We start from the raw sequence: 15,081 nt of genomic DNA, 5'->3' as shown, positions 1-15,081 counted from the left end.
TGTCCAAATAAAGCACTTACATTCTAAAAAGAACGGAGGTCCCCCTTTAAATGTCTAATGACAGTAGAAAAGATCGTACAAAACTTCAATTACGAGATGCCATGATTCAACTTTTAGGCGAGAAATCTTTTGACCAAATTTCAACGACTGAACTTGTGAAATTAGCTAAAGTTAGTCGTAGTAGTTTTTATACTCATTATCAAGATAAATATGACATGATTGAAGCCTATCAACGTCGACTTTTTGAGACTATTCAATATGTCTTTGAAAAAAATAACGGAAATATTCATGCAACGATGCTTGAAACTTTTGAATTTCTAAAAGGAAATCAAATCTATGCCGCTCTTCTTTCGGAAAATGGTAGCAAAGAAATCCACCAGTTTATGTTGCAAAAACTCAAAGAACTTATTCAAAGTTCCTTTTTCCCTCAATCTAAACATCTTAAATTAGGAAAATTAGGGGAAATTTATGCGACAACCTACTATGCTAATGCTATTTTTGGAACTACTCAATCGTGGATTCGTCGAAAGCAAAAGGAAACACCCACTCAAATTGCTAATCTATTAGTTGAGCTCATCAATTAAAAAACGGTTCTTTTAGAAGAATCGTTTTTTTATCATTCTATTTGGAAAATAATAGCCATTAACAGGTGTTAATCATGATGCTGAACTTCCAAAATCATATTGCTTAATGTTTCAATCACCATATCCTCATCAGATAGTTCTTGTTTCGTAGCCAATTTTAAAGCTTTTCCAGCTCTAAATACCGGAATATTTTGTTCATCTACTAAAATTTTTTCTCTTGAATGAACATCATGACTGACTCTGGCTGCACGTTTACGAACTTCAAAAGTTCCAAAATTTGAAATATGCACGGGAGTCCCTTCAGAAATATAGGAAGTGAATGCAGCAAAGACATTGATTGCCTTTGCTGCATTCACTTTGAAAGTTCTGTACCGTCTGCTCTACATAATATTAACTCCTGTTTTGACGCCATTAACTCATTGCTCCTATCTTCTACATTCCCCTATCATCCTTTTCTTTACTAACTCTAGTGAATTCTTTTGCCATCATATAAATCTTCATAAAAAATCCTAGCTTACGCCAAGATTTTTTGGTTATTTTACAACCATAACATTGCAAGGTGCATGATTAACAACATAACTTGTCGTCGAACCGACTAGCATCCTGTCTAATAATCCCTTACCATTTGAACCGACCACAATCAAATCCAATTCATATTGCTTTGCAAAATTAATGATTTCTTTCTTTGGATTCCCTGTAAAGGCATGGACTTCAAACTCAACTTCATCATTAATCAGAGCCTCAACTTCAGCAATAATTTCTTTAGATTCTGTTTCTAAATCATCCAAATTAATTGCCAAAGCATAAGGAGTTCCCCGAAGTCTTGTTTCATCTTTAACATGTAAAACAAATAATGAAGTTTTATTTCTTTTGGCAATGGCGACTGCTTCATGAATTGCTTCTTTCGATTGGTCAGAGCCATCAACTGCAACTAAAATTTTCTTGTATTCATCTCTCATTGTAAACGCCTCCTTTACTATATTCTATGATAAAATATTTAAGAAGTCCAACTAAACACTCACTATATTTTTAGAAGAAACTTTTATTTTTGAGACTTCTTTTCCAATTTTACTTAGAAGTAAAAATATAATTTTATGAAAATATTAGATCACTTTTTTTGATATTCTGATTTCTTTATGCTACAATTTAGTTGGAATTTCGTTATGAACCAATTTGGTTCCCTTTCGTATAATAAATAAAGAAAGGAGAATGTACTATGACATTCACTAACAAAAACAAATTTTTCCAATATACAGTAACTCTAGATACTTCTCATAATATCTTTAGAGCATCACTTGTAAATGATTCAAATATTTATGGTGCTGGAGATACTATTGAAGAAGCTGTACAAAACTTAGAACAATTAGTTTAAGGAGAAAAAAATGGGCGAGTATCCCAATCGATAAAGGCATCTACTTTAATTTTGAGAGTAGGTGCTTTTGTTATACTTTAAATAAAAAAAGCTGCTCAATGAGCAACTCCCTTTTTAGTTTCTCTCAGTTACTACTTCTCCACTTGCCTTTTTTTCATTCTTCCAAATCGAAAAGAATTTTCCATATAAAGAAGTAACCAAATAGAAAGTAATTGTTAGAAGCATTGCTAAAGAACTTGCAGAATAGCCATCCATAAGTGCTGTTGCCCATAAAATAATCATGACCACATCAGATAAGAGCCAAAGTGAGTAACTATCCCCATAACCTCTAACAACCAAGATTGAAGCCGCAGCTCCAATAATTAAAGTAATAGCATCCCATAAAGGATTGGTGTCTCCAAGTTTTGTATAAATGACTGTAATTGGCCACCAAAGAACCAACATACTGAGGATTGTCAAAATCCATCCTTTTGTCTTCATGAATTTGACCCCATTTTCAATTCGATGTCCCCAAGTTTTCCAAGTGAAAATCAATGGCAAGTCAATCAGCAAAACAAAAACAATTTGATCTAAAACGGAGGCATAGTGACCAGCAGTCCAGTTAATATAAATATAACCAAAAGCACTAATCAGCCCCAAAAGACCATTAATTGGTTTTCCAATCATCATGTAAACTGTACATGCCGACCCCATTAAGGTAGCAATCAATGTGATAACTGATAAGACCGTAATTGTTGACGTTAAAAAGAAAGCCAACTGTACTCCTATGATAAACGAAAGCATGATGCTTCCGGCTGTATTAATTGATTTTAGCTCATCTTTGAGCCATTTGAGATAATTTTTCATTCTCATCCCCAATCTAAGAACGTCAAAAAACGTCCATTAAAAATTATATCACGAATAAAAAATTGTCAGACGCTTCCAAATATATTCTTTAGATTTTTTTGAGACCAATCATTATCAATTTTGTTCCATAAAAATTTTATTTATCTCTAATAAAGTTGCATAAATAAAAAAAAGCCGATATTCATCGGCCTTTTCGTTTCTATTTATCCCATCTGTAATAGTGAATCATTTTGATGAACCCAACAATTAAAAATTCAATTCCAAGAAGTAACCACAAAGTTACCCCTCCCCAAAGTGGAGAAAATACTAAAGTAAAACCAGCAATGATACTAATTACACTTAAGAAAATTCCCCAGAATTTACTATTGAAATTAGTTAAAACTGTAAGAGTTACAATTCCATCCACAATCCAACTAATCCCCACAAAGATACCAATAAGGACAAATAGTGATTCTGCGGCTGCATTCAAATCTGAAAAGACAAAAATTCCTGCAAATAAGTAGATAAAACCCAGCAAGAGATGAGAAATTCTCCAGAAATTTCCTTTTTCTTCACTTCTTTTGACTAAATTTGCTCCAATATAAATGACACCCATAATTACGAGTGCTACTCCTACAAGAGCTGCGACAATAGCTGCTGTTTTTGTAGGTAAGAATAATATCAATAAACCAATAATAATTGAAATTATTCCACTAAATCCGACTCCGCGTCGAAGTTTTTCAAAATCTGTTAACATAACTTTACCTCCAAAAAATATTCTTTAATTCTCATTTAATTATAACATAATGAATACATTATCTTGTCCTTGATGATTAAAAAATTACGCTTCTTTATCTTTAAACAAGTCATTATTTTTTTATTAGTTTTCTTAAAAAAATTAATAAAAAAAAAGAGTACTTAAACTCCTCAAAAATTTTCAAATGATAAGACATAAAATCAAATTTTTATTGTTAGTAATTTCAATTATCTTTTTTATTTGTCACTTTTATCCCTTTACGCTCCGGACTTTTCCAGGTTCCAGACCCTAAACCTAGAATAGTTTTTACTGCTGGAACAAAAGTTGTTACAATGGTTAGTGCATTCATTACCCAGTAAAAAAGCATATAAAGTGGAGCAAATAATAGATATTTTACTTTTCTTCCACGGTCATCAACTATTAATGAAGCGACTAATTGAAAAGTTCCCGAAATCATTTCAAAGCAAACAAAGAGAAAGGCCATCGTTAACATGTGATAAATACGTTCTAAGTTTCCGGTAATGGCAAAATGAAATAAAGACCAGATAAAAATTGCTGACGAAATCCAGAAAAAGAATGACCAGATAATGCTGAAACTTTGGTCAATAAACATAATTGTTCGGCCAACATTGTCAAAAGGGTGTAAAAATACTTTTTTAAAATTAGTCAACCAAACCTCTGTTCCACCTTTGGCCCACCGTTTCCTTTGACGATAGAGCATTTTCAGAGATTCTGGGACCTCCATAAAGAACATAATACGAGGCGCGAATAAGGATAACCAACCGTCCATTTGATGATCCCAAGCAATACTAATATCTTCTGTGGCTCTATCTTGTCGAAACAAACCTACATCAATCAAGGCATCTTTTCGATACATCGTATTTGCACCACTGTAGGCATAAATACTCCCTAGCACACCAAGTTGAGTCCGTTTAATAATTCCTACAATACTAGAAAACTCAATTGTTTGAGATTTTGCAATCAATTTTGCACGATTCTGAACATCCATGTTAGCTGTTACTGCTGAGATGTTAGTAGAATCTTGTCGAATGAAATAATTGATATAGCGATTTAAAGAATCAGGTTCTGGAACAGTGTCTGCATCGTTGCTTAAAACTAGTTCTCCTTTTGCAAATCCTAAACCAATATTAAAGGCATGCGCTTTTCCTTTATTTTTTTCAATTCTAATCACGCGCAATTTATCATATTTTTCTTGTAATTCTTTTAAAATTTCGGGAGTTTGATCCGTTGAACCATCATCAGTAACTAGAACCTCATAATTTTCATAATTAATTTTTGTCATTAAATAATTAAGTGTATCTTCAATGACTATTTCTTCATTATGAGCTGGAACCATTATAGTAACAAAAGGTTCAACTTCTACTGGAATATTATCCCAATCCTTCTGCTTATATTTGAACAAAAAGCTATAACATAAGACACCAATAAACCAGGCGAATCCACCTAAAATTGGGTAAGTAATTAACACCAGAAATAACAATGTCAGAATAAAGTCAACAATGCCATTTCCTGTTTGAACAAAGCTAATCATTGTTTCCTCCCTTCTGATAAAGTTTTTTCACAAAATCTGTTTCCAAATTTTGCTCTTCTTTGACCGAATAAAAACAAACATTATGGCGAAAATCTTTTGTGCCAAATCGTTCATCATAAGCTTGATTAATTAATTTTCGTCTTACATCGACACGTTCAGCATCGTACTGCTTTTCTTTTTGTAGAAAATGTTTAAAACGATAATTATTCCAAAAAGTTAAGATGATATATAAAATAGCCAGGAAAACAAATGATAAAGAGAGAAAAATGAAAAGAAATAGAAGTGTAGTTTTTTCTTCTCTATAAACAATGATATGATTAAGATCTGCTCTATTTGGAAAAACAAAGGGAAAACTAATCCATAAAAATGGAATGACAACACCACACCATCCTAAAAGAGCAATTATAGTTTGAAAAATTTTACTCCCATAATGGCCTTTTTCAAAACAAGGGTCATAGACTAAAGATTTCTTTGCTTCTTCTCGGCTGATATTTTTTTTCATTTCAGTCCTTTCTGAACTTTTTAATAGCGTTGTACATTATAAAATACATTTAACCAATTATCGCATTTTTCCCCTTCAAAATCCATCATAAGCGTAATTATTTTAATACAAAAAAAGCCGTCCTGATAAATTATCAAACGGCTCTTATTATTCAACTTCTTCTGTTTTAAATTATTAACTACTTCATTAAATCGGCTCAGTAGATTCAATAAAACAATATCCTTAAATCTTTTAGCATGGCAAATAAATCTTTACAAATAAAAAAACCGCTCAATAGAGCGGTTAAACTGGTGTATCTTAACGACGACGTTCAGCGATACGAGCTTTTTTACCTGTGAGTGCACGGAGGTAGTAAAGTTTCGCACGACGTACTTTACCGTGACGGATAACTTCGATTTGTTCAACACGTGGAGTGTGAACTGGGAAGATACGTTCTACACCAACACCGTTTGAGATTTTACGAACAGTGTAAGTTTCGTTAATTCCTGAGTTTTTACGAGCGATAACAACGCCTTCGAACATTTGGATACGTTCGCGAGTTCCTTCGACAACTTTTGCGTGAACACGTACAGTGTCACCAGGACGGAAGTCAGGGATATCAGTGCGGAGTTGCGCAGCGTTGATAGATTCGATAAGGTTCATTTTTTTCTCCTCTTGCCCATCATTAAGCAGCATCTAGCAAATTAAGCTCAGCGGATGAACAGTTTTATTAGTATGCAAAAAACATACTCAATAAGTATAACAGATTATCCATCCTTTGACAAGTTCTTTTTTTAGTTTTATCAGTAACCAATTTGTTCGATATCAACTTCAGACTGATTAATCATATCCAAAACTTTATGAATAAGATACATTCTCTCATCTAGTGCATGAATTTGCTCTGCACAATTTTGTAGTTCGCCACTGAGTTGCTCAGGAATTTGTCCATCATATTTATAACGAACTTTATGTTCCAACGTTGCCCAAAAATCCATTGCCGAAGTTCGTAACTGAATTTCAACTCGACACGTTTGTTCACTAAATAGATGTCCTAAATTAACTTCGACAATCATATGATAACTACGATAGCCTGTTTTTTTTACGTTTCTTAAATAATCTTTTTCGCTAACAACTGTAAAAGCTTCTTGGCTTTTGATAATTTCAACAATCTCATAGATATTTTTAGCATAAGAACAAATAATACGGATTCCTGCAATATCTGATAAATGTTCATCAGCTGCGTCGGCGGTCACAGGCAAATCTTTCTTTTTCAGCTTTCCCGCAATACTTTCCGGTGATTTTAAACGATGTTTGATATGCTCAATTGGGTTGATTGCCTCAAAATTATTATAATAGGTATTTAGATTAGAAAGTTGAGTTCTGACAACATCTAAAGCACACTCATATCTGACAAGCTTCTTTTTTAATTTTTCAAATTCTTCTGGTTCAAATCTTGTTTTTAAATAATCTTTTTCCATTTTACTTTAATTCCTATCTAGTCTTATCTTCTTATTAATTTCTTCTCAAATATTTAGTGATTAATAAATTATAATATAGTTTCCTTATATTTTTCTTTGACTGGATAATGCTATTTGCTCTAAAAATGATTCACATCATACTTCTAATTATAACATTTCCTGAAAGTTTTTTGTGCGCTTTCTACTGTAAATAATTACTATCAAAAAAGCACCAAATCATTGATGCTCTTATGCAATATTTATTTTAATGTTTTCAATATTTCTAAAAAGTTTTTTTCACTTTCAGAGAGAATAGAATTTTTTTGATAGGCATAATTAATATGAAAGAATTGTTTATCTTCTTCAATAAATGGTACTTTAACTAGATTTTTAAAATCTTCTGATAAGCGGATATCTGCCATAAGACTGATTCCTAAATTTTTCCTGACAAGTTCTTTTATGGTATGAGCATCATCTAATTTCAAAACTACATTAGCTGATTGATTATATTTTTCATTTAAACGATTAAAGGCATTAAAGTGGATATTATGCTCTCCCAATAAGATAAAGTCTTCATTAAGTAAGTCTTTAAATCCTAATTCTTTTTCATTGGCTAGTGGATGACTATCCGACATAATGATAAAAAATTCTTTTTGAAAGAGTTCTTCTATTTCTAATTGGGGATGCTTAATCTTTTCTAGACTTCCTAAAAGGCTCGAATCTATTTCTTCATTTAAAAGTAGGCTCAAGAGTTCATTAGAACCACCATAAATCATATGTAAGGCATTCAAAAAGTTCAAATTATCTTGCTTTGACAGAAGATATGAACTTATAATTGGCGGAAAACCAACTTTAAAATCTTTCATACTCGAACGATGAATAGCTTTTTTCGTGTGATTTAGTTCAGAGAGAATTTCATTGGTTCTCATTGCCAAAAGTTCGCCCTCAGGAGTTAAATCAACTACCTGATGCGAGGAATCTTTATAAAATAAATCACAGTCATAGTAGGTTTCTAAACGTTTGATTGCGTAAGAAATAGTGGGTTGACTAACCCTGAAATGTTTGGCAACATTAGTGAAAGAACGCAATTTTGACAATTGATAAAAATATTCAAGATCTCTTAAATTTAAACTCATGGCTATACTCCTAGAAGCTATTTTAACATAATTTTGTAATTATTCTTAGTGTCATAAGTATTATTGAGCAACTCTAGTTTAATTGTCCATAAACCTTGAGTTTATCTGTTTTGACTGGATAAAAAACCATTACAATTATTGTAATGGTTTTTATATTCTATGCTGTCTTTTCAAATTTACGATGTTTAAGGGTAAATACAACATCTGATGCTTTGGCAACTTCATTTTCGTGAGTAACCAGAATCACAATTTTATTATCTTTATGAGCAATTTCTTTAAAGAGTTCAACAATTTGGGCTGTTGTTTCTTCATCGAGATTCCCTGTGGGTTCGTCAGCAATAATTATCTCATGATTTAAAACTAAGGCTCTAGCGATGGCCACTCTTTGTTGCTGACCACCTGAAAGTTTACTGACAGGTTTATAAATTAGGTCTGTGCTCAATCCTACTTTATTCAACGCTTCTTCTATTGCTGCTTTTTCATTTTCAAATTTTACTGACGAGATTTTTACGGCTGTTTTGACGTTGTCATAAGCACTCATGTAGGTCAGTAAGTTATAAGCTTGAAAAACGGTACTTACTGTTTTTTTACGATAATTTGTTAAATTACTTGATTTGATTGTTTTATCATTAAAAGACATACTTCCAGATTTTGGTGTATCAAGTCCGGCAAGCAGGGAAAGAAAAGTAGTTTTTCCTGAGCCGGATTGTCCTAGAATGGCATACATCGTGCCTTTTTCAAAACTTTCTGTGACATCTTTAAATAGATAGTCATCGGGGTTGCTATAATAATAAGTTAAATTTTCAACTTTTAGAGTCATCTTTGCTCCTCTCATTTTAAAAATTTACTGACAGAATCTGGTGATTATTTTTTGATAAAAAATGAAGGCTGTCAGTAAATTATTAGACTGGTTTTTCTTAGAAATCAATTTGTTAAAACTTGTTTAGGATTCAATCTGAGAATTCCAATACTTGCTAGACCGACAGCGATTAGTGTAATCAAAATCGCAATGGCAACAAGAAGTAAAATTTCACTGACAGAAGTTTTAATATTCAATTTTTCAAGCGCTTTTGCTTCAGAAGCTGATTGTCCAAAGCCAATTGCTCCACCTGCACGCCCCATAAATCCGCCAGCATTTCCTGATGGTCTTTGACCTTCGGTTTTGCCTCCATTTTCTCCTGAAGCTCCTTGCATGTTGTTGGTGCTTGTCGTTGTTTGCGTTGTTTCTTGCTTTAAAAGTTGTTGTCCAACGACATTTCCAACTACATTTCCAGCAGCTGATGCAATACCAACCGAAACAATCATAACCATGAAGAGTTCAAAGAAAAATTGACCAATAATTTTGAGTTTTGATTCTCCAAGACTCATCAGAACACCAATTTCAAAACGACGTTCGCGAACCATGAGCATCACGATAAGCGCTAAGATAATTGCTCCAGCAATTGCTACAATGAGTACAATATTTCTAGCAAAACTTGCAACATTATTCAATGATGATTTTACATTTTGATAAGCTTGGTCATTTTTAGAAACTTGGAAATTACTGTCATTAACTAATTTATTAGCAGCTTTTACAAAAGTATCTGCTTGTGCAGGATTTTCCATGCTGTAAGTTGCATTTGATACTTTGCCAGTCGTACCTTTGATAGAATTTGCTACAGAAAGTGCAGTATACATTGTATTCATGTATTGAATTGAGCTTTCTGTCGAGCTACTTGTTGTTGTATAGATACCAACAACAGTCATTTTATATGTTTTGTCATTACTATCTTTGATTGTGAAAGTTGAACCCACTTTTAATGAGTTTTGGCTAGCAAGGGTTGATTCAATGACAACATTATTTGTTCCCTCATCTGAATCCTTAATTGCACGTCCAGAACTAATCTTATAAGAATCTGTGAAGCTCGTACTTGCTGCTAAATCATTTGTCCCACTGATTGTGAAGTCCTCTTGGGAAGCTCCGCCCATTCCTCCTTCACGTCCACCAAATCCACCAGCTGCTTGCGTATCTGTTGATGAACTTGAAGAACTACTACTTGTTGAAACTTTTTCAATACCAGAACTTGCTGATGCTTGAGCCTGATAAGTGAAACTTGCTGATTTTACACCATCAAGTTTGGCAATTTTTTCAGCAGTTGTTTCTGAAATCGTTGGTAAATCAATATTAAATCGTTTACCAGCTTCAGCAGTATCACTTGAACTACTACTTGAACTTGATGTTGCACTATTTTGTGCTTCTTTGATAACATTTTGCATGTTAACAGAGAGTGACACGGTTGCTCCAGCAGATTTTTTAGCATTATCAATAGAAACATTAGCTGCACTATTAATAATTAGTCCTGAAAGTACAAAAATTAAAATTGCTGAAAAGGCAACAATTAAAAGTATCGTCCGTCCAATTTTGGCTTTAGTGAAAAGCCATGCCCGTCTTATAAAATCCATATTTTCCTCATTTCTGAGTCTTCTTCTGATAGATAGACTCTTTTTTGTAAGTCGATTTTAAGCACGTCAGTCAATTTATTAAAAATAAAGACAGAAAGAATGATTGGCTTAACGTCCTTAAAAACCACTTGGCCCTTTATGCTGATGCAGTTCCACTTTCGTCACTACTTTCTTGTGTCGTTCCTGAATTACCTGACTGACTATTAGAACCACCCGTAGTCGCACCGCTATTAGTGTCTGGACTACGTCCATTTTGTCCAAAGCGATGTTGCATTTGTTCTTGAAAATTATTTTGCTGTGATTGATTACTTTGGCCCTTACCAATGAAAAAGCCACCTACTCCACCAACAATTAATGTTAGTAATGAAACAAAAATAATTTCTTTCCCCTTTAAAAGTTTAAGAACTTTTTTCATTTTGGAATCCTTTCTTTTCTTGATAAATTGATTATAATTGTTAAAACTTAATTTCAACCCAAGTAAAACTTAAGCTTTTCTAAAAGTTAAATAATATTTTCTTGAGTATTCTGTCAGTAAAATATTAACTTTAAAAAATAAAAAAAGTCGCTCACAAGAGCGACTTTTCACTGACCATTCTGTCAGTAAATTTATTAATTAAAAAGCAAAGTAAATACAAAGCGCAATTACTGACAGCACTGCTGTAAATAACCAGAAGACAATGTCAATTTTCCATTCTGACCAACCAGCTGCTTTTCCAGAAAATCCACCGAGTTCAAAATGATGATGAATAGGAGTCATTCTAAAAATACGTTTACCACCTGTTTTCTTGAAATAAGCAACTTGTAGCATCACTGAAAGTGTTTCAATGACATAAACCGCACCAATTAAAAGCAAAGTCCATTCGGCATGAAGTAAGATTGACACAATGGCAAGAAAACCACCCAAAGCCAAGGAACCAACATCACCCATGAAAATTTTTGCTGGTTTGTGATTGAAGACAAAGAATCCAAGCAAACCACCAATGACTGACAAGATAATCAACAAAACATCGTACTGTTGATGTGCTACTGCGATAACTGCATAAGCTGTCAGTGAAATCGCAACAGTGATTGAAGCAAGACCGTCGATTCCGTCAGTAAGATTGACCGCATTTGACCAACCCACAAGCCAAATAATAATGAAAATTGAAAAGAAAATCCCAATATTAAATTCCCAACTTAAAAGATGAATAATATGTGATTTTTCCCCATGACTATAAATGAAATAGGAAACAATCCCAATTAAAATTTGAGCCAACATTTTTTGTTTGGCAGTCAAACCTTCATTAATTTGTTTGAATACTTTCAAAAAGTCATCTAAGAAGCCAATGACAGCATACATGGCAAAGACCCACCACGCAGTAATGAAAGCTGGACTAAATTTGCCAAAAACCAAAGCGGCAATTAATGAAACTACTAAACTCACAACAACGAAGACAAAGCCACCCATTGTAGGAGTCCCAGCTTTACTAGCATGCTGTTTTACATCTTCAAGGGTTGGTTGCCCACCCAATTTTTTCTTGTGGAAGAACATAATGAAGCGAGGAATACCAATGATTGTTATAATCATTGTAATTACCGCCGCCACTATCCCATTCAATAACATTTTCTTCTCCTAATTTTTGAAGCTCCACATAGACTAGTGTCTGTGGAGCCTCAATTAATAATTTTTAATTTCCCATTTTAACAGTTAGAGTTTGACCTTTTTTAACATTGGTAGAAGTTTCGATACTTTGAGTCAAAACTTTGTTTCCTGACCCTTCATAAGTTACTTTAATTCCAAACCAATTAGCCAATTGCTCAACTTCTTTTTTCGACCAATCATACATATCAGGCATCACCTGATCTTTATCATTCGTCAAAAGTAAAATTCGTGAATTTGCTGAAACTTTTTCACCTTCAGCAATCGATTGAGCAGTTACTTTTGCCCCTGTCCCGATAATAACCGGACTAAGGACAGTACGGCGTAAGCTATCAGCAGTATCTCCTGAATCTTTGCCTTTATAATTCTCAATGGTCACTTTACCAGCTTTAGTATCAGTATCAGCACTAACTGATAAATCATTCTTCATTGCTTCAGCACTTGTTAACAATGGATTTGCCACACGAGCAATATATTTAAGTGTCCAACTTTCTGTAGGAATTTTTACATTCATATAGAAAATAAAATCAGGATTCTTAGCAGGATACATCACAACAGCAGAGTAAAGGTAATCTTGAGAACCTGTCATATAACCACCCGTTGGTGAGGCAATTTGGGCCGTCCCCGTTTTAACTGCAGCCGGTTCACCATTGACCATAAATAAAGGACCAGCAGCAAGATTTTGCTCAGAATCGCCACTTGTTGAATAAGATGTTCCGTAAACAGGGTCAGTATTTACTGTTAACATCAAATCACGCACACCACTTGCTGCATCATTAGAGACCGGATGTCCAACAACTTCTGCTTTAGAAGTCAAACTTGTTTTTGTATTCGGATCTACTACTTTGCTGACAATATGTGGCTCAAGCATTGTTCCATTTCCAGCAATAGCCGTCCAACCTCTAATCAATTGAAGTGGAGTAACCGCAACCCCTTGACCAAATGAAGATTGAATTTGTGTAACGGCATTCGATGAAGGAAGGGCTCCCGGATTTTCACCATCTAAACCGGCTCTTACTTTAAGACCAAATTTAAATTTATTAAGATAACTTCCCCATAAATCATTACCCATGTTCATTTCAATTTTACTCATTCCAATATTTGAAGATAAAGCAAAACCTTGAGCATAGGTTACTGTTTCTGGCAAAGTATAACTTTTATTTTCTGTTACATCCCAGTCATTAATCGTTGTATCATAAACTTGAAGTTTCCGTTGGTAAGTTTCATTAAGATTTACTTTTCCACTATCAAGCGCTCCAGCCATCAAGAAAGTTTTAAATGTTGAACCCGGTTCAAAGGCTGATTGTGAGAGCAAACTGTTCCAAGTGAAATACTTTTGTTTCTCAGCGTCATTGATCGTTGTTGCCGTATAGGTTGGACGTTGACTTGTTGCTAAAATCTCACCGGTATGAGCATCAACTAAAGTTCCTGAAAGTTGTTGTGCTCCAGTATCCGTAGCCGCTTTGTCCATATATCCTTCAAGATTTCTTTGAAGTTGTGCATCAAGTGTAGTATAAACGTCTTGACCATTTTTAACAGGTTCAATGACTTTAGTTGTTCCTGGAATTGGGCGACCATAGATATCTTTTTGATATGTTTCTTTACCATTTTCACCACTCAAAACATTATTAAAGGCTTTTTCCAAGCCCATATCACCCTTGAGAGCTTGAGTACCATTTTCATCTTTAGGACGAGCAATACCAATAAATTGAGAAGCAAAATTTCCAAAAGGATATGAACGAGAAATATTTGCCGTGAAACCAAGTCCAACAATTTTTTCATTCTCAGCCGCTTTTTGAATCTCTTTCATTTTTTCAAGAGAGATATCACTCCCTTTAGGGCCAAATTGAACTTGTTTCAATTTAGAATTGAGCTGCTTTTTAATTAAATCATGGTCAATTCCAAGTTTACTATTCAAGAAATCTTCAACTTTGGTAAAATCTTTTTTATCAATATAAAGAGGATTTCCGTTTGAATCAACCTGTGTTTTATCAATTACAGCATAAATTGTATAGGTACTTGAGTCTACCGCAATAGCCGCACCTGTACGGTCATATATTGTCCCACGCTTCGCCTGAACCGTTACTGTGCTTTGGTAGTTATTCTTGGCCATTGTTGTAAGATTGGTTCCACCGACATGATTGACGGTAATTAGCCAGACAAAACGAAATATAAAAACCGTAAACAGCGCAATAGCTAGGAAAAACAGGCTCTTACCTACTCGTTTACGATTTCTTTCTGTACTCCAATTCGTTTTTCGGGCATTTCGTGATACTTTTCTAAAAGGAAAGAAAATTAGTTTTTTTAAAAATTTTATCATTTCGTTGCTTTCAATACATTAGAAGGATTTTGTTTTAAATCAGCTTTATTCGCCATATCAAGCACTTTAGTACCTGATGTTAAATCTAAAATTTGTTGATCATATTCAGTTTTTCGTGTTGTTTCTTGAGAAATTTTTGAACGTAAGTCCATTGTATTCCCTTGAACTTCAAGTGTCTTAGTCTTAACATAAAGTAGACCAACAGCCAACACTAAAGCAGCAACTACCATTGTCAGATAGAATACCTTCTCAACACCAGAAAACTTTTTAAACTTACTTGCTAGAACCTCTGGCGCTAAAGTTTCCGTATCAATGAGATAACTATCTTTTTTCGCCGCAGTTTCTATATCGAAGTATTCTTTAGGCTGTGCTGCCATCTTTGCCTCCACTCGTTTATCTTACTAAAGAAATTTAACTTACTCTCTTCACTATTGAAAAGAGAAAAGCTAAATATTGTTATTTCATTTATATAAGACATCCAAAAACAATCCTCAAGTGGGAAAACCCTCTTTATTA

The 15,081-nt window shown here is 33.8% G+C and carries 17 protein-coding genes; 2 read left to right on the top strand and 15 right to left on the bottom strand.

The window, feature by feature from the left end; translation table 11 throughout:
- The first annotated feature begins 50 nt into the window (after positions 1–50).
- On the top strand, positions 51–584 hold the full coding sequence (locus ACRYLU_RS04540) for a TetR/AcrR family transcriptional regulator (protein WP_003131387.1): 534 nt from the start codon (positions 51–53) through the stop codon (positions 582–584).
- 68 nt (positions 585–652) lie between these two features.
- On the opposite strand, the gene ACRYLU_RS04535 is transcribed toward ACRYLU_RS04540, so the two are convergent.
- Positions 653–940: an HU family DNA-binding protein gene (locus ACRYLU_RS04535; protein ID WP_098393954.1), complete on the bottom strand. Its 288-nt coding sequence runs from the start codon at positions 938–940 to the stop codon at positions 653–655.
- Positions 941–1,117: 177 nt separating this feature from the next.
- Positions 1,118–1,543 (bottom strand): universal stress protein, encoded by a 426-nt coding sequence (locus tag ACRYLU_RS04530; protein ID WP_058205385.1) that lies wholly within the window; start codon positions 1,541–1,543, stop codon positions 1,118–1,120.
- A 257-nt stretch (positions 1,544–1,800) separates the two neighbouring features.
- Here ACRYLU_RS04530 and ACRYLU_RS04525 point away from each other — a divergent pair, with 257 nt between their 5' ends.
- Positions 1,801–1,956, top strand: a complete 156-nt coding sequence (locus tag ACRYLU_RS04525) for a hypothetical protein (protein WP_003131383.1) — start codon at positions 1,801–1,803, stop codon at positions 1,954–1,956.
- A 114-nt stretch (positions 1,957–2,070) separates the two neighbouring features.
- Here the strand turns inward: ACRYLU_RS04525 and pnuC are convergent, their stop codons facing one another.
- The 13 genes from pnuC to ftsL2 form a co-directional block, all read right to left on the bottom strand.
- A complete protein-coding gene (gene pnuC, locus ACRYLU_RS04520) occupies positions 2,071–2,802 on the bottom strand; it encodes a nicotinamide riboside transporter PnuC (RefSeq protein WP_058205386.1) in 732 nt (243 codons plus the stop codon).
- A 199-nt stretch (positions 2,803–3,001) separates the two neighbouring features.
- Positions 3,002–3,538: an HdeD family acid-resistance protein gene (locus ACRYLU_RS04515; protein WP_010905603.1), complete on the bottom strand. Its 537-nt coding sequence runs from the start codon at positions 3,536–3,538 to the stop codon at positions 3,002–3,004.
- A gap of 223 nt (positions 3,539–3,761) precedes the next feature.
- Positions 3,762–5,090, bottom strand: a complete 1,329-nt coding sequence (locus ACRYLU_RS04510) for a glycosyltransferase family 2 protein (RefSeq protein ID WP_445081302.1) — start codon at positions 5,088–5,090, stop codon at positions 3,762–3,764.
- Positions 5,083–5,592 (bottom strand): cell division protein, encoded by a 510-nt coding sequence (locus ACRYLU_RS04505; protein WP_445081301.1) that lies wholly within the window; start codon positions 5,590–5,592, stop codon positions 5,083–5,085. The genes ACRYLU_RS04510 and ACRYLU_RS04505 overlap by 8 nt, the downstream gene beginning before the upstream one ends.
- A gap of 297 nt (positions 5,593–5,889) precedes the next feature.
- Positions 5,890–6,234 (bottom strand): 50S ribosomal protein L19, encoded by a 345-nt coding sequence (rplS, locus tag ACRYLU_RS04500; protein WP_012897519.1) that lies wholly within the window; start codon positions 6,232–6,234, stop codon positions 5,890–5,892.
- A gap of 140 nt (positions 6,235–6,374) precedes the next feature.
- On the bottom strand, positions 6,375–7,049 hold the full coding sequence (locus ACRYLU_RS04495) for a GTP pyrophosphokinase (protein WP_038601459.1): 675 nt from the start codon (positions 7,047–7,049) through the stop codon (positions 6,375–6,377).
- Positions 7,050–7,288: 239 nt separating this feature from the next.
- Positions 7,289–8,164: a LysR family transcriptional regulator gene (locus tag ACRYLU_RS04490; protein ID WP_012897518.1), complete on the bottom strand. Its 876-nt coding sequence runs from the start codon at positions 8,162–8,164 to the stop codon at positions 7,289–7,291.
- Positions 8,165–8,321: 157 nt separating this feature from the next.
- On the bottom strand, positions 8,322–8,984 hold the full coding sequence (locus ACRYLU_RS04485; protein ID WP_260310924.1) for an ABC transporter ATP-binding protein: 663 nt from the start codon (positions 8,982–8,984) through the stop codon (positions 8,322–8,324).
- Between the two features lie 104 nt (positions 8,985–9,088).
- The gene (locus ACRYLU_RS04480) at positions 9,089–10,606 is read right to left on the bottom strand and encodes an ABC transporter permease (protein WP_260310925.1); all 1,518 of its coding nucleotides are present in this window, start codon (positions 10,604–10,606) and stop codon (positions 9,089–9,091) included.
- 136 nt (positions 10,607–10,742) lie between these two features.
- On the bottom strand, positions 10,743–11,021 hold the full coding sequence (locus tag ACRYLU_RS04475; protein ID WP_047206451.1) for a hypothetical protein: 279 nt from the start codon (positions 11,019–11,021) through the stop codon (positions 10,743–10,745).
- 198 nt (positions 11,022–11,219) lie between these two features.
- The gene (gene mraY / locus ACRYLU_RS04470) at positions 11,220–12,209 is read right to left on the bottom strand and encodes a phospho-N-acetylmuramoyl-pentapeptide-transferase (RefSeq protein WP_010905599.1); all 990 of its coding nucleotides are present in this window, start codon (positions 12,207–12,209) and stop codon (positions 11,220–11,222) included.
- Positions 12,210–12,273: 64 nt separating this feature from the next.
- Positions 12,274–14,565 carry a penicillin-binding protein gene (locus tag ACRYLU_RS04465; protein ID WP_445081300.1) on the bottom strand — a complete coding sequence of 764 codons (2,292 nt, stop codon included), beginning with the start codon at positions 14,563–14,565 and terminating at the stop codon, positions 12,274–12,276.
- On the bottom strand, positions 14,562–14,942 hold the full coding sequence (ftsL2, locus tag ACRYLU_RS04460) for a cell division protein FtsL (protein ID WP_259762975.1): 381 nt from the start codon (positions 14,940–14,942) through the stop codon (positions 14,562–14,564). Before ftsL2 ends, ACRYLU_RS04465 begins: the two co-directional genes overlap by 4 nt.
- Positions 14,943–15,081: the final 139 nt, after the last annotated feature.

The organism is Lactococcus sp. KTH0-1S, assembly GCF_052544945.1.
The sequence above is the reverse complement of the archived record's forward strand: the minus strand, read 5'-3'. Positions and strand labels throughout refer to the sequence as shown.

What these genes read in the sequence shown, in the direction of transcription:
- ACRYLU_RS04530 (WP_058205385.1), bottom strand. Translation starts at nt 1,543, where the DNA reads ATGAGAGATGAATACAAGAAAATTTTAGTTGCAGTTGATGGCTCTGAC.
- ACRYLU_RS04515 (WP_010905603.1), bottom strand. Translation starts at nt 3,538, where the DNA reads ATGTTAACAGATTTTGAAAAACTTCGACGCGGAGTCGGATTTAGTGGA.
- ftsL2 (WP_259762975.1), bottom strand. Translation starts at nt 14,942, where the DNA reads ATGGCAGCACAGCCTAAAGAATACTTCGATATAGAAACTGCGGCGAAA.
- ACRYLU_RS04510 (WP_445081302.1), bottom strand. Translation starts at nt 5,090, where the DNA reads ATGATTAGCTTTGTTCAAACAGGAAATGGCATTGTTGACTTTATTCTG.
- ACRYLU_RS04505 (WP_445081301.1), bottom strand. Translation starts at nt 5,592, where the DNA reads ATGAAAAAAAATATCAGCCGAGAAGAAGCAAAGAAATCTTTAGTCTAT.
- ACRYLU_RS04490 (WP_012897518.1), bottom strand. Translation starts at nt 8,164, where the DNA reads ATGAGTTTAAATTTAAGAGATCTTGAATATTTTTATCAATTGTCAAAA.
- mraY (WP_010905599.1), bottom strand. Translation starts at nt 12,209, where the DNA reads ATGTTATTGAATGGGATAGTGGCGGCGGTAATTACAATGATTATAACA.
- ACRYLU_RS04495 (WP_038601459.1), bottom strand. Translation starts at nt 7,049, where the DNA reads ATGGAAAAAGATTATTTAAAAACAAGATTTGAACCAGAAGAATTTGAA.
- ACRYLU_RS04475 (WP_047206451.1), bottom strand. Translation starts at nt 11,021, where the DNA reads ATGAAAAAAGTTCTTAAACTTTTAAAGGGGAAAGAAATTATTTTTGTT.
- ACRYLU_RS04525 (WP_003131383.1), top strand. Translation starts at nt 1,801, where the DNA reads ATGACATTCACTAACAAAAACAAATTTTTCCAATATACAGTAACTCTA.
- ACRYLU_RS04485 (WP_260310924.1), bottom strand. Translation starts at nt 8,984, where the DNA reads ATGACTCTAAAAGTTGAAAATTTAACTTATTATTATAGCAACCCCGAT.
- ACRYLU_RS04480 (WP_260310925.1), bottom strand. Translation starts at nt 10,606, where the DNA reads ATGGATTTTATAAGACGGGCATGGCTTTTCACTAAAGCCAAAATTGGA.
- ACRYLU_RS04465 (WP_445081300.1), bottom strand. Translation starts at nt 14,565, where the DNA reads ATGATAAAATTTTTAAAAAAACTAATTTTCTTTCCTTTTAGAAAAGTA.
- rplS (WP_012897519.1), bottom strand. Translation starts at nt 6,234, where the DNA reads ATGAACCTTATCGAATCTATCAACGCTGCGCAACTCCGCACTGATATC.
- pnuC (WP_058205386.1), bottom strand. Translation starts at nt 2,802, where the DNA reads ATGAAAAATTATCTCAAATGGCTCAAAGATGAGCTAAAATCAATTAAT.
- ACRYLU_RS04540 (WP_003131387.1), top strand. Translation starts at nt 51, where the DNA reads ATGTCTAATGACAGTAGAAAAGATCGTACAAAACTTCAATTACGAGAT.